The following is a 14,532-nucleotide window of genomic DNA, read 5'->3' as shown; positions in this document are numbered from 1 at the left end:
AAAAATAAAACAGGAAAATTAAAAAATGAAAGATATATATGTACAATTTCGAGGTAAATATAAAGTTGATGGTGAATCTCGTGACTCCGAGCACAAAGACTGGCTGGAAGTAAATTCTTGGGCACACAATATTCGTCAACCCAAATCAGCGACATCTTCAAGTGTAGGGGGCCATACTGCCGAAAGGGTTGAACATTCAGATATGATATTTATGAAAGATTTAGATGCAACCAGTCCAAAACTTTGGGAAGCATGTTCAGCTGGATATACTTTTGGCGAAGTTCAAATCGATTTTTATCGTGCCAATGGTGATAAACGGATTAAATATCTTCAAATCAAATTAAAGCATGTGCTTGTTTCAAGCGTTACCCCAAACGTCAATGAAGAAGGGGTTCCGACTGAATCTTTTGGTTTGAAATATGCTGCAGTAGAGTGGACTTATAATCAGCAGGATATTAACGGTACACAAAAAGGTGCGGTGACCAAGAAATGGTCACTTTCTAATAATACAGCTTCTTACGCTGCATAATGTACTGACCCAAATAGTGGCCAACTACCGTTGGTCGCTATAAATGATTTTTAATTTTATAATTAAATAATAAGAACATGAATTTAGACAAATTATATCCCTACGGCTTTAAAACCACTTTATTCGACCGACTATTAGCTGAAACTGAAAAGAATGAGCATGGGATTTCTCTTCAAAAATTACGAGAATCTGTAGCCTTGGATCTAGAGGATTTACTGAATAGCCGCATGTCGCTATTGGATGGCGTAATTGATGACTTTCCTTTAGCAAAACAATCCGTTCTGCAATTTGGGATTATTGACTTTGTGGGGCTATCAACAGCCAATCCCATAGACCGGGATAAAATTTGTCAATCTATCGAACAATCGATTGCTGCACATGAACCGAGATTAAAACAGGTTAAGGTCACCATGTTATTTGATAGTCATAACATGGGAGGATTGCCTTTAAGTATTCAAGCTTATTTAAACATTCAGCCTTTATTTGAGCCGGTCATTCTGGATGTTTTATTGAAGCCCACAACACAACAATATGTTATTTCAGTAAGATTTTAAGTAGGTTTGCCGTGATTGAAGAACTCTTACCTTATTATGAAAAGCAATTACAAGAATTTGGACAACAATCACGTGAATTTTCACAGAAATATCCGAAAATTGCTCAACGTTTATCGCTCAATCAAGAACAAATTGACGATCCGCATATTGAACGTCTGGTTCAGGCTTTTTCACTCATAGCTGCACGTATTGATAAAAAACTAGCAGACAGTTATGAGGTTTTTACCCGTTCATTATTTGAAGTCATGTTTCCTCAATATCTTAAGCCATTTCCAGCATGTTCAGTGGTCAGTTTTGACGATATAAATAAGATAAAACAGTTGACGGAGGTACATGAAATTCCTAAAGCGACTTTCTTAAAGTCACGTAGTTTTAAAGGCGTACAGTGTGAATTTAGCATGACCCAGCCTGTACGATTATTACCGATCACTTTAAAAAGTCTGAATTTTAAAACCCATCCTCGTACACATATGTATTTAAATCAGAATGCGACGCTTAGTTTAGGCTTTGAAATTTATCAAGGAAGCAGACAACTTTTAATTAATGAAAATTTACCGATTTACTTAGATGCGATTGCAAATTTTCCTTTGCAGGTCCTGGATGGCATATTCCATGCCAGCACAGGATTTTCATTAAGAATTGGCAATCGCATTATTGAAATTGCTCATCCATTTGCAGTCATGGGCTTTGCTGAATCTGAAAGTTTATTACCGATTGATCAACATACCCATCATGCTTATCGTTTACTGATTGAATACTTTTGTTTTCCTGAAAAATTTAATTATCTCAATCTTAATTTAAATTTCTTGAAACATTTAACAGAAGAAGAGACAGCATTTGAAATATTGATTCATTTAAAAATTAATTTAAATGATCAGGCCTGTATCCGAAACTATACTGAGCTGAATCATGCTTATCGTTTACTGATTGAATACTTTTGTTTTCCTGAAAAATTTAATTATCTCAATCTTAATTTAAATTTCTTGAAACATTTAACAGAAGAAGAGACAGCATTTGAAATATTGATTCATTTAAAAATTAATTTAAATGATCAGGCCTGTATCCGAAACTATACTGAGCTGAATCATGCTTATCGTTTACTGATTGAATACTTTTGTTTTCCTGAAAAATTTAATTATCTCAATCTTAATTTAAATTTCTTGAAACATTTAACAGAAGAAGAGACAGCATTTGAAATATTGATTCATTTAAAAATTAATTTAAATGATCAGGCCTGTATCCGAAACTATACTGAGCTGAATGTTGCAAACTTTAAGCTATTTTCAACGCCTGTGGTGAACCTATTTTATAAGCAGGCTGAACCACAGAAAATCAATCATAAACAATTAGAATACCCATTGCTCACTGATGCACATCATCCCGAATTTTATCAGATTTATTCAATAGTTGAGATGAACATGATTCGGGAAAAAAGTAATCAGGATCAGATTAGAGTTCCCATCCTACCATTTTTTGCCATGAGTCATTATCATCAGCATAATGAGCAATATTTTTATAGTCTGAATCAGACACAATTGCAGAACAATGGGGTTGAAACCCATTATTCCATTGTTTCTAAACATTTATCACCCCAAAGTACCAAGTCTGATTTTATCAGTACACAATTGCTCTGTTGTAATCGGGATTTGCCGCATGAAGCTTTAAGTCAGGCCAATAATGTTTTGAATTTGAATGAGAGCCACCTTGCACGGCGTGCGATGATGTTAAAGCGACCGTCCAAGCCATATTACTTTGAGCAAAATAAAAATGAACAATGGCGCGTTATTTCTCATTTATCCTTAAATACCTTATCTCTGATGAAAGGAGATGCCGTTAGCCATATTAAAGAGCTTTTAGTGCTTTATAACTTGCCTAAATTAAAAGAAAACCAGCTTATTATTGATGCTATCAAAAAGATTGATTTCTCTTTGACACAAAAACTGGTTGAAGCACAACCTTTTCCATTATTTGTCCGGGGTATTAAAGTGAGTTTAGTCATAGATTCACAAATTTTTAAAGGCCATAGTCTGTATATTTTCAGCCAACTTTTAAGCCATATTTTTAATTTAAAAGTTCAAATGAATAGTTATGTTGATCTTGTGGTCAGTGATTCAAATACTCAACAGGAGTTATACCAATGCGTGCAGAACGTTGGTGGCAAGAAGCTTCTGTAATAGATGATCTCTTTACCACACCTACAGCTTATGAGTTTATTCAGGCGACACGTTTGTTGCGCCATAGGCCACATTCATCTACAACGCAGTATTGGGCGAATGATTTTAAATTTCACAGTTCTTTAAATCTTAATTTTCCAGTGACTGAGATAGAATCCTTAACTTTTGAAAACAAGTATATACAGATCACTAATCTCATGATGGGAATCACCGGTATACAAGGTGCTTTGCCCTATAGTTATACCCATAAAGTTAAGCAAAGTCGTCATCAGCAAAGACAAGAAATCCTTGGTTTTCTGAGTCTATTTAATCATAAATTAACAACACAATATGTCGATGCGAGTTTGGCTTATTATTTACCCATACGGTATGAAATTGAAAAGGAAAATGATTATCTGGATGTCCTGCATGCCTTGAATGGGTATGTCAGAACACAACAGGATCAGACTGAATTAGATGATTATTTTGCTGAATTTTCAGGTTTAATGCAGGGGCAAAATAATACCGCATATGCTTTAAAAACCATGCTGAATTGTATTTTCAAAAATGACTTTAAAATAAAACAGTGGGTAGAAGAAAAATTCAAATTAGAAGATGCACAACGAACAACTTTAGGGGGGAATGCCAATTTACTCGGTAGAAATACATTCTGTGGTGAGAGCATTCGACAAATTGATGGAAAAGTAGAGATTCAGATTGGCCCATTATCTAGAACGGATTATTTGAGTTTTTTACCCAAGCAACAAATGAGTGAAAAATTAAAGAAAATAATTTCAACTTGGTGTAGTCCCACAAAACTGGTGGATGTGCGCTTAATATTAAAAAAAGAAGAAATACAGCCACTTTGCCTGAATACAAAATCCGAGCAGGGCTTGGCACAAAACGCTTTTTTAATGACTCAAAATAGAGAAGCTAATTTGGAGACATGTTATGCATTATTTGGGGAGCTTCAATGAATAAGCTGGTGCTGGGAACGTTCAGTAGTATTTTTCTATTGTTGGGTGTGATCATTATTTATTATTGGCGTGATATTCAATATGAACATTCAAGTTTAGATTTAGTATCATATTTTCTTATATGGCCTGTAGTTTTATCTATCATTCTGCTTGCACCATATTTTATTTATCGGGCCTATCAATCATATATAAGATGTCGACAGCAGCATCACGCCTTATTAGAACAGCAATCAAATAAAGCACAGACTGAGCATGAGCTAAAAGTTGAAGAGATCCAATGTTTCAATTTAAATATTTTTTCATCTTCTGTGTGCCATGCATGGGGTGAAAATACAACAATAATTGATGGTCTAAAAAAGTTTAAATCGCCGGAATTAGATCCTCATTTGGAAAATAGTTATGGCTTAGCTGTTTTATCCTACAGGATTCAAATGCTCGATCATATTTTAGAGCTGGAAGAGAATGAGCAAAATGAAGAAGATAAAGTGGGGCGCTTGGCACGTATAAAAGCTTTAATTCAACAACAATTAGAACAACAGAATGAAACCTTAATGCAAGTGGCTGAGCATTTAAAGCGCTCTGCATTATTTTATGATAGCGAATTGGCATATCAATACCGGATGCATCCTGGATGGAGCAATACCGATACTTCAGGCCGTGATGCAGACGAACAGTGCATCTCAATAAAGCCGGTACCACGTCTAAATCGACTCAATATTCATATCTTATTATCAGACAACGTGTTACATGTCTGGGATGAATATTCAAGCCGGGAAATGCTGTCTAATTTTATGCAATCCTTGGGAACGATCTCACAGCAAATACATCTGCAACATCATTATATTGCCCAGCAAAGTGCTTATACAGACTGGCTGAATTTATTAGATCAAATATCAAAACAAAGTCAGGAATTTTCATTAATAATGAATGTGGACTCTGAAATTGACCAGACATTTTTGGATGAAAAAATGTCTGGGGTGGATGATTATTTGCCAGCAGAATTTGCATCCAGTTGGTGTGTGGCCGCTGAAGGTGTGAAGATCAATAATCTAGATGCAATCAAGACGCTTAAGGTTGCCAATAATGTAGGTAATTTATTGACTTGCCTTAATCAGGAGATGCCTGATCACGCTGATCAGACCCAACAAGAACAACCTTTTATACTGGTTTTAGATGATACAACGGATATAAAAAACGTTAAGAAAAATAATCAGACATTTTTATCTACTTTAATTGAACCTTACCATTTTATACATACATACCCGATTTTTGGTCATACACAACAACTCGCAAAAATTTTTGGTTTTATGTTGGGTATGCATCTGTCAAAGGAGATGACCAGCATGATATACAGCACTGACCAAGCCTTAACCCATGCTTTTTTTAAATCGATGTAGAATTAAATTAATTCAAATAACAAATCATTTAAATATAAATAAAATAACGAGAATCACATGTTTTATACCATTTTAGCTTATCTCTGGCAGTATGTGACCCATCCCAAAGCCATTATTGCACTATCTGTATTAGTGGCATTGTTGTCTTCTTATCATACTATTCCGCGAAATATTTTTTGGGCATTATTTTCAACTTATATTTTAATTATTATCGGCTATGGCATTTATAGACTGGTGCAAAAAAAACCCCATATTCAACAGGTTGCTGTGCTTGCAGAAGCAATTGAAAATAATACACAAGCGGAATATGACAAGCAGAAAAATATGCAAGACTTACAGTTGATTAGCCAGCAAATGAAAGAATCGATCCAGATGATTCGCAAATCAAAGTTGGGGAATCAAAAAGGCAACGCAGCTTTATATGGATTACCTTGGTATATGGTGATTGGGAATCCTGCTGCAGGTAAAAGTTCAGCTATTTTTCATTCGGGTCTCAAATTTCCGTTTGAAAATTCCCATCAAAAAAGTGTTTCTTCTGGCCTGAGCGGGACAAGAAACTGTGACTGGTTTTTCTCTACCGAAGGGGTATTGCTGGATACTGCCGGGCGTTATTCCGTTTATGCTGAAGATCAAGCTGAATGGTTAGGCTTTTTAAATTTATTAAAGAAAAGCCGTAGTCAGGCACCTGTTAACGGTTTAATTGTAGTGGTCAGCATTGCAGAACTGATCAGCCAAAGTCCTGAACAATCCATAAAACTGGCTAAAAATTTAAGAGCACGCATTCAAGAGATTACGGAACGTTTAGAAATATTTGCCCCCATTTATGTTGTGTTTTCCAAAATGGATTTGATTGCAGGATTTAGCGAATTTTTTGAATGTTATGATGTCGATGAATTTGATCAGGTATGGGGTGCGACCTTAAAATATGAGCCAGATTCCATGCAGAATGTAATGGCACTTTTTGAACAGCATTATGCTGTTTTATATGAAGGTTTAAAAGGGTTAAGTACCACACATCTTAGCCGACGTCATAGCCAGAATATTTCTCCCAGTGTAATGACATTTCCTTTAGAGTTTAAAAGCTTAAAACCGGTACTGAAAACCTTTATAGGGACCTTGTTTGAAGAAAATCCCTACCAGTTTAAACCCGTATTCCGTGGCTTTTATTTTACCAGTGCCTTACAGCAGGGTATGACCGAAAGTCCAATGACTGAACAGATGTTACAGGATTTTCATTTATCAGCAAGCTTAAATAGTGAAAATCCTGTACCGGGTCATTCAGTTTCACAGCATCATGGTTACTTTTTGAAAGGTCTATTTTCAGATGTGATTTTGAAAGACCAGCATCTGGTTAAACAGCATATTAATCCTAAACGCAAGAAACAACGCTACTTTGCTTTTATTGCGGCCTTGCTGGGGATTTCCATAATATTAAGCTTGTGGATCTGGTCATATCGAAATAATCAACAGCTGATCGCCGATGTTCAGGCCGATTTAGACAAGGTCTTACAATTGCAAAAGCAATCAGGCCAACAACTCTCTACACAGCTGAATGCTTTGCTGATTTTACAGGAGCGTATGCAACAGCTTGATCAATTTGAAGAAAATCAACCTATTCAGTTTGGTTTTGGACTGTATCAAGGCAATACATTGCGAGAAAAATTACAAGGCGAATATTTAGCGGGAATTAAACAACTGCTTTTGCAGCCAACCCAGCAGAATATTGCGCAGTATTTACGGCGTATAAAAAGTAATGAAGCTACTTTAAAAGCCAATCATGTCAATGCAGAAATAAAACAAGGAGTGAAAACTCAGCAATATCTAGACCCTTCCGAAACCAATCCGCAAGATGCTTATAACGCTTTAAAGGCTTACTTGATGCTGAGTAATCCTCAATATATGGATTCAAGTCATCTAGGTGATCAGCTGACACGTTTTTGGCGTCCCTGGCTGGATTCAAACCGGGAACAAATGCCACGTGGTGAAATGATCCAGAAAGCCGAGCAAATATTATCCTATAGCATTACACTGGCAAATGATCAGAAATTTCCTGTGCTTGAAGCTGATTCTTTGCTGGTTGACCAGACCCGTCAGGTTTTGCTGGATGTCATTCGCGGAATGCCTGCACGTGATCGCGTATATAACGAAATTAAAATGCGTGGTACAGTGCGTTATCCTGCTGTAACGATAAAACAGTTAGTTGGGGAAAATAACCAAAATACCGTACTGGGAAGTTATGCCTTACCGGGCATGTTTACTTATAGAGCCTGGAATGAATATGTAGAAAAAGCCATTGATGATGCTGCGAACCGTCCAACCGATAGCAAGGATTGGGTGTTAAATAGTACCCAATCTGATGATCTCACCTTTAGCGGTAGCCCAGACCAGATTCGTAAGCAGTTAACTACATTATATAAACAGCAATATATCGCTGAATGGCGCAAATTTTTAAATGGCATTTACTATGCAAAAGCCAATAATTTTAACCAGCAAACAAAAAATATGGAAATCTTGGGTGAGCCAGAAAATTCACCTATACGTACCATTATTGAGCGAGTGACTAAAGAAACCAGCTGGGATAATCCAATGGTTCAGGCAGAGCTGGCTACACCGAAAACCGGTTTCATGGCCTGGTTTAAATCGAAAATTTTAACCCGGGATACACCTAAAGTTGCGCAACAGGCATCAAACCAAGTCCAGGGTGTCATTGCAAAAGAATTCCGAATGTTCTATCAACTGGTTCGTAAACGAGATGATCAACAAAATAAATCTTTATTAGATGAATATATGCAATCATTGGCGCAGGTGAGGAGCAAGTTCAATGATCTTAAAAGTGCAGGGGAGATTGGTCCCGCAGCCATCATTTTAGTCAAGCAAACAATTAATGATCAGAACTCTGTTTTTAATCATAGTCAAAAAATGATTGATGAAAAAATGACTATTGGCCTGAATGAGCCGGATCAGCAGGTTTTACAAAAATTATTGATGAGCCCATTAACTCAATCTTTTGATTGTTTATTGATCCCTGCTCAACATGAAATGAATAAATTATGGATGATACAAGCCAATCAACCGTTTACCGCTAACTTAAGCAAAAAATATCCATTTAATCCTTCTGCGAGCTTACAAGCAACTCGTCAGGAAATCAGTCAGATTTTAGGTGAAAACGGCAGTATTGCACGTTTTGTCAAAGAGGATCTCGATCCACTGATCATTCGTCGTGGTTATCTATTAACGTCTAAAACCTGGAAAGATTTGGGGATTAGTCTAAATCCACAATTTGTGATGAATTTCCAAAGTTATGTTGCTCCTAATAATGGCATGGCCACGGGTGAATTGAATCAAACAACGGTAACAGCTGCAGTCAATCAATCAAATTTCCAGTTTTATCCATTAGAAAATCCACAACTGCTTTCTTATACCATTGATATTGATGGTCAAAGAATGGTTTACGAAAATGGCATTCAACAATGGGTGAATTTTGTCTGGCCAAATCAAGGATCTATGCCTGGCGCACGTATTACAGTGGTAGATTTACAAGGACAAACGCATACCATTTTTGATGAGCCGGGTGAGTATGGCATTAACCGTCTCATTGATCATGCCCAGAGTACTCAACGGGGCAATAGTTTTGAGATGATCTGGAAAGACCTGCAAAACCCTAGTTTAGCTGTGAAAGTAAATTTCCGTTTGATTAGTGGTAATTCAGGACAGATTGGCTCAAGTCGCGGTTATGCCAGCATGCAACTGGTTGATCAGGTTGTAAATGATAAATCGGTTCGTGTTGTTTCAGCACAGACAGCTCCAGCCCCTGTAACCGTAGTCAAAACAAATACAATGAATGCTGCTGGAGCTACATCATAATGAATAAAAAACAGCTTAGCACTACTCAAAACATGAAACTGTTTAGACAAACCTTTATTGATGAATAAAATATTATGAAAAAACAATATATAAAAAATATTTTTCAGTTGGCTTTTTTATTTTTAAGTGTATCTGTAATGGGCCATGCAGAGCCGGTTGTCATTGAAGGAGCAGTACCTAATGACGCAACTAAACAAGAAATTTTAAATAAAATGTACCTCACGTATGGGCAGGAAAATATTGTAGATAAGATTCAAGTGCGTACTGTTACAGCGCCTAATGGCTGGAGTAATGCGATTAGTCATGTCATTACAGAGGATTTAAAGAAAGTCAGACAGGGCAAACTGAGCGTACGTGGCATGCAAATGGATTTATCCGGGAAAATGGGTAACCCTAATGACATTCAATCGATGACTACAAAATTTCAAAGTCTTGTATCTGCTCCTTATCACTTAACTACACAATTATCAGTCAACCAAGCTGAGCAACAAATGATTGATGCTGCATTAAAGCATCGTATTATTGAATTTGAATCTGGAAGTGCCGTGTTAACTGCATCGGGCATAAAAATTTTAGATGAAATGTCAGTGGCACTAAAGAAGGTGAGTGGAAAAAAAGTGAAGGTGATTGGTCATACGGATAGCTCTGGTGATGCAAATAAAAACCTGATTCTAAGCCAACGGCGTGCAGCAGCAGTTAAAAACTATTTAATTGGGAAAAATATTGCAGCTGAAAATTTAACCACAGAAGGTTTTGGTTCAAATCAACCTGTTGCTGACAATATCACTGCAGAGGGACGTCGGAAAAACCGTCGTATTGAGTTTGAGGTTCAATAGATGTTTCCCATAAGTCCTTTTTATTTCTCTCTAAGCTTGGTTTTAAGCAGTGTTTTAAAATCAAGCACATGAGAAAAATAAAGAGGGTGTCAAAAATGATGAAAGACGTTTAATAAATGATTGTATTTAATATTCTATGGAATAAGGAAATAGGTCATTTCCTTATATATTTTTATGCTCAAGTATCCTGAATTCTACGCCAGGGTTTTGCCTGTTCAATTTCATAGGCCAATTCAATTAAAGTTTTTTCATCCCCAATATTGGCAGAAAGTTGCATACTAATCGGTAAGCCATCCACTTGCGTTTGTCCCATTGGAATCGACATGCCAGGAGCACCCACCACATTTTGAATTGGAGTAAAAGTAACGTAATTTTGAATCCGATCAAATAATTGATCAAAGGGAAGTTGCGGCGATAAGTAACCAATTTGTGGCGTCGTATGTGCTAATACTGGAGAAAGCAGAACGTCATACTGGCTAAAAATGTCTTGATACTGTTGCTGCATTTTTTTTAAGCGATACAAAAATAGCGGCGTTTTGTAAAAATTCTTCTTATAGAGTCCGGCAAGTCCTACCGTTAAATTATCCAGCTGTTTGGCATTAAATCCAGCACCAAAAGCCTTTTTGCCAAAAGTTTGCAGCATAAAGGATAAAAAACCCCAATATTCACTAAAATCATCAACAAAGCTAATCGAGATAGGTAACTGAAACTCTTCAATATGATGACCCAAATCTGCAAGTAATTTCGCAGTCTGGTTGAGGGTGGATGATGTTTCCTGATCAATTTGGCCTGTGATGGATTGAGTAACCAGACCAATGCGTAAACGGCGCTGGATTGGTTGTTCGATTAGACCAATTTTAGGCAGTTTTTTATTATAAAATCTTTGTTCCATACCCGCATAAAAATAAGCTGTATCCCGGACACTACGGGTGACTACACCTTCACTAATGATATTGATGGGTAAAGAACGTGCTGCATCACTATCAAAAGTACGACCGCGACTGGGTTTAAGACCAATCAAACCACAACAGGCAGCGGGGATGCGAATTGAACCGCCACCATCATTAGCATGCGCAATAGGCACTACACCTGAGGCCACCATTGCAGCAGAACCACCGGAAGATGCACCGCAAGAATAGTCCGTATGCCATGGATTGAAAGTCGCACTGCCATCTTTAAACTCTGTGGTGGCATTTAAACCAAATTCTGGCATGGTCGTTTTGCCTAAAACGACAAATCCCTGGTCTAAAAATTGTTGACTGATCTTGGGGTTAATTAATACAGTCTTGCCATTTACTGCTTTAGAACCATGACTGGTTGTAAGGCCTTGATAATCGGTATTGTCTTTAAAAAAGAAGGGCACACCGGCAAAAATTCCTGTTTGTTTGAAATGTGGCTTTGCTAAAGCACGCTCAAAACATTCAAGCTGAATCGCATTGAGATACGGATTGACACGTTGTGCACGTGCAATTGAAGCTGCTGTGACTTCCTGTACAGAAGCCTCTTTGTTGCGAATTAATTGTGCGATACCAACGGCATCTAGATCTGACATTACATCATTATCAAATGCATGAATTCGTTTAGCATTTTGCGATTCCATATAATGGTAGTCCCGTATTTTCCTATATTTTTGTTTTTCATTTTGTCTTAATAGAGATCAGCATAACAAGACAGCGCTGATCAAAATCATTTTACAACATAGTCATGACAATACTCACTGTCAATTTAAACTATTAATCTATTATAAATTTTTGCAGCGTAGCAATGACCTGATCAAGTGAATGCTGAACTGAATCTGACCATTCAAATGAACAGTTTATTCTTAAGTAATGCTGTTTTTGTGCGGTGATGTTAAAAAGTTGACCAGATGCAATGCCAATCTGCTGCTGGATGAGGGTTTCATAAATGCACATGCTATCTACATTTTTAGGCAGTTTAAGCCATAAAAAATAACCACTTGGATGATATTCAACTTTACATCTGGCTGGTAAATTCAACTCTAAATATCTATAAAATAACAATTTATTGTGCTGTAAATTTTTACGTAAATTGCGCAGATGTTTTTCATAATGAAAATTGGATAAAAATTCCACTAAAGCGCTTTGCAGTAAGGAATTGACTGAAATCGTGCTCATTAATTGCAGATGCTGAATATGCTGTGAGTATTTCCCGGCATGTACCCAACCCACCCGAAACGTCGCCCCCAGGGTTTTCGAAAAAGAAGAGCAGTGCAGGACTAAATTATTTTGATCATAATAAGTCATGGGTAACGGCTTTTTATGGCCAAAATACATTTCCTCATACACATCATCTTCAATCATATGAACTTGATATTGATGTAATAATTTTGAAATTTGAAACTTTATATCCTCTGAAACGGTAAAACCTACCGGATTATGGCTATTTAGCATGAACCAGCAGAGTTTGATCGGATAGGTTTTTAAGATATGTTCAAAAGCTTCCAGGTCAAATCCATGTTTTGGATGTTCAGGAATAGTGACCACTTTTAGGCCTAATCGTTCAGCCGCTTGCCAGGCACCATAAAAAATATTTTGCTGCAGGATAATATAGTCACCAGGTTTGGCAATCGCTTGTAAGGCCAGGTTTAGTGCATCCAAAGCACCAGATGTAATGACAATGTCATCTGGATCAGTGGGTATGCCTTGCATACAATAGCGTTGGGCAATCAGTTTGCGTAATGAAAAATTTCCTGGGGGCAAACTATCAATGGCATCATAACTTTTTTTATTACGTGCGATTTGCCCCATAATTTGCGTTAGTTTTTTGGAATAGACCAAATCACTGTCTGGAAATGCCGAACCAAATGGAACGATGTGTTCGCCTTGAATGGATTTGAGATATTTAAAAATTAATGAATTGATCTCAATATTTGAATTGAGAGAAACAATTAAAGGTGCATTGTGTTCATGGTCTGCATATGTATTTGCAATGTAGTAGCCAGATTTTTCTTTCGCGTAAATTAAACCTCTAGATTCAAGCTCTTGATAAGCATTCATCACGGTAATCAGGCTAAAACCGGAAAGCTGCACTTGTTCACGTAAAGAAGGGAGTTTTTCATGGGCTTTCAGTGAGCCACTTTCTATCAATTGTCTTAATTGATGAGCAAGCTGTTCTGACTTATACATATTAAAAAATAACTGATGAAAAATGACTGTATATAAATATAGCAATATTTAATTAATATTAAAGTATTTTTATAACAGATTTTTAAAAAATACTGATCTGTTATAAATTTTATAATTGATGTTGTATCTATTAAGTTTAAAAGAATTTGCGATACTGGCGAATACTTCATGCAAACGTGTGATGAAGGTAGATAAAATGTTGAAATGGAGTGACAAATGTTTGAAATATCGCAACTTAATTTGATCAATCAGTTGCTGTCAGGATACGAAATTTCTCCGCAGGTTAAAAGATTACTTAAGCAAAAATATTTGAATGTTGAAGCCACAGTATTGAGAGCAAAAAAGCTCAGAGAGATAGAGAAAGCAGGGCAGATTGTGATCCTGCAAGATCCTATTACAGAGCATATTGAAGATTTAGCCTATTTATTCTCACCATTTATATTGTCGAATCTGAATCAGAAGGTGATTTATCATACAGTTAAAAATGAACAAAGTTTGAGCATTTTATCGCGCTATTATCAGGCGAACCAGAGCAACCTTAGTTTTAATTTTGATGAATTATTGGATAGTCTGGGACTATCTATACAATTAAATGATGATGAAATGAGCCCGAAAGATTCATTTTATTTAAATTTAATCAATAGTTTATGTAACTCAAAAGTATCTAGAATAATTTGTATTACACGTTTAGATATTAATCTGGAACTAATTGATTTTATTGCTCATTCTTTGCATGTGAAAATTCAGGTTATCTCGCTGGAACAACAATCTGAATACTTAGACATAAATAAAATCAATATGTTACAGTTATTATTTAAGAATAAAAATGATGACTATATTCATCTTTGTACAAAGCTTTCTAAAATTAATGCCAAATTACTGAAAATATTAGATTTATATAGCTTTGATCAAGCACAATTACTGGTAGATGATATGTTTTATTCAGAACATATTTTTGAAAAACTTTCAGTTTATGGTGAATATATGCAAACTAAAATTCAATATCATTGAACTAAAAAGCAGCATGTTTTATTAAGTATGCTGCTTGACCATAGCTTTACTTATGTATTAGTTAT

10 protein-coding genes are annotated in these 14,532 nt (G+C 36.2%); 8 read left to right on the top strand and 2 right to left on the bottom strand.

The annotated features are described in order from the left end of the window. Nucleotides 1-25 precede the first annotated feature (25 nt). The 7 genes from JFY49_RS08490 (at nt 26) to JFY49_RS08460 (ending at nt 10,310) form a co-directional block, all read left to right on the top strand. Nucleotides 26-529 carry an Hcp family type VI secretion system effector gene (locus tag JFY49_RS08490; protein ID WP_200222566.1) on the top strand — a complete coding sequence of 168 codons (504 nt, stop codon included), beginning with the start codon at nt 26-28 and terminating at the stop codon, nt 527-529. Between the two features lie 77 nt (nt 530-606). After that, a complete protein-coding gene (gene tssE / locus JFY49_RS08485) occupies nt 607-1,083 on the top strand; it encodes a type VI secretion system baseplate subunit TssE (RefSeq protein WP_200222565.1) in 477 nt (158 codons plus the stop codon). A gap of 11 nt (nt 1,084-1,094) precedes the next feature. Continuing rightward, nucleotides 1,095-3,257 (top strand): type VI secretion system baseplate subunit TssF, encoded by a 2,163-nt coding sequence (gene tssF, locus JFY49_RS17755; RefSeq protein WP_200222564.1) that lies wholly within the window; start codon nt 1,095-1,097, stop codon nt 3,255-3,257. Then, nucleotides 3,221-4,213: a type VI secretion system baseplate subunit TssG gene (gene tssG, locus JFY49_RS08475; RefSeq protein WP_200222563.1), complete on the top strand. Its 993-nt coding sequence runs from the start codon at nt 3,221-3,223 to the stop codon at nt 4,211-4,213. The genes tssF and tssG overlap by 37 nt, the downstream gene beginning before the upstream one ends. Beyond that, nucleotides 4,210-5,610, top strand: coding sequence for a hypothetical protein (locus JFY49_RS08470; protein ID WP_200222562.1), 1,401 nt, complete (start codon nt 4,210-4,212; stop codon nt 5,608-5,610). Before tssG ends, JFY49_RS08470 begins: the two co-directional genes overlap by 4 nt. Before the next feature lie 57 nt (nt 5,611-5,667). Then, nucleotides 5,668-9,474: a type VI secretion system membrane subunit TssM gene (gene tssM, locus JFY49_RS08465; RefSeq protein WP_200222561.1), complete on the top strand. Its 3,807-nt coding sequence runs from the start codon at nt 5,668-5,670 to the stop codon at nt 9,472-9,474. Nucleotides 9,475-9,611: 137 nt separating this feature from the next. Further along, nucleotides 9,612-10,310, top strand: a complete 699-nt coding sequence (locus JFY49_RS08460; RefSeq protein ID WP_227609604.1) for an OmpA family protein — start codon at nt 9,612-9,614, stop codon at nt 10,308-10,310. Between the two features lie 178 nt (nt 10,311-10,488). On the opposite strand, the gene JFY49_RS08455 is transcribed toward JFY49_RS08460, so the two are convergent. Both JFY49_RS08455 and JFY49_RS08450 read right to left on the bottom strand, forming a co-directional pair. Next, the gene (locus JFY49_RS08455) at nt 10,489-11,910 is read right to left on the bottom strand and encodes an amidase (RefSeq protein WP_200222559.1); all 1,422 of its coding nucleotides are present in this window, start codon (nt 11,908-11,910) and stop codon (nt 10,489-10,491) included. A gap of 133 nt (nt 11,911-12,043) precedes the next feature. Further along, entirely contained in the window at nt 12,044-13,456 is a 1,413-nt protein-coding gene (locus JFY49_RS08450; protein ID WP_200222558.1) for a PLP-dependent aminotransferase family protein, read from the bottom strand. Between the two features lie 216 nt (nt 13,457-13,672). Here JFY49_RS08450 and JFY49_RS08445 point away from each other — a divergent pair, with 216 nt between their 5' ends. Continuing rightward, a complete protein-coding gene (locus JFY49_RS08445; RefSeq protein WP_200222557.1) occupies nt 13,673-14,467 on the top strand; it encodes a hypothetical protein in 795 nt (264 codons plus the stop codon). Nucleotides 14,468-14,532: the final 65 nt, after the last annotated feature.

The sequence above is a fragment of the Acinetobacter sp. CS-2 genome (assembly GCF_016599715.1).
GTDB lineage: Bacteria > Pseudomonadota > Gammaproteobacteria > Pseudomonadales > Moraxellaceae > Acinetobacter.
Note: the sequence above shows the minus strand (reverse complement) of the source record. Positions and strands in the feature narration are given on the sequence as shown.

What these genes read in the sequence shown, in the direction of transcription:
- tssM (WP_200222561.1), top strand. Translation starts at nt 5,668, where the DNA reads ATGTTTTATACCATTTTAGCTTATCTCTGGCAGTATGTGACCCATCCC.
- tssG (WP_200222563.1), top strand. Translation starts at nt 3,221, where the DNA reads ATGCGTGCAGAACGTTGGTGGCAAGAAGCTTCTGTAATAGATGATCTC.
- JFY49_RS08460 (WP_227609604.1), top strand. Translation starts at nt 9,612, where the DNA reads ATGGGCCATGCAGAGCCGGTTGTCATTGAAGGAGCAGTACCTAATGAC.
- JFY49_RS08455 (WP_200222559.1), bottom strand. Translation starts at nt 11,910, where the DNA reads ATGGAATCGCAAAATGCTAAACGAATTCATGCATTTGATAATGATGTA.
- JFY49_RS08445 (WP_200222557.1), top strand. Translation starts at nt 13,673, where the DNA reads ATGTTTGAAATATCGCAACTTAATTTGATCAATCAGTTGCTGTCAGGA.
- tssE (WP_200222565.1), top strand. Translation starts at nt 607, where the DNA reads ATGAATTTAGACAAATTATATCCCTACGGCTTTAAAACCACTTTATTC.
- JFY49_RS08450 (WP_200222558.1), bottom strand. Translation starts at nt 13,456, where the DNA reads ATGTATAAGTCAGAACAGCTTGCTCATCAATTAAGACAATTGATAGAA.
- JFY49_RS08490 (WP_200222566.1), top strand. Translation starts at nt 26, where the DNA reads ATGAAAGATATATATGTACAATTTCGAGGTAAATATAAAGTTGATGGT.
- JFY49_RS08470 (WP_200222562.1), top strand. Translation starts at nt 4,210, where the DNA reads ATGAATAAGCTGGTGCTGGGAACGTTCAGTAGTATTTTTCTATTGTTG.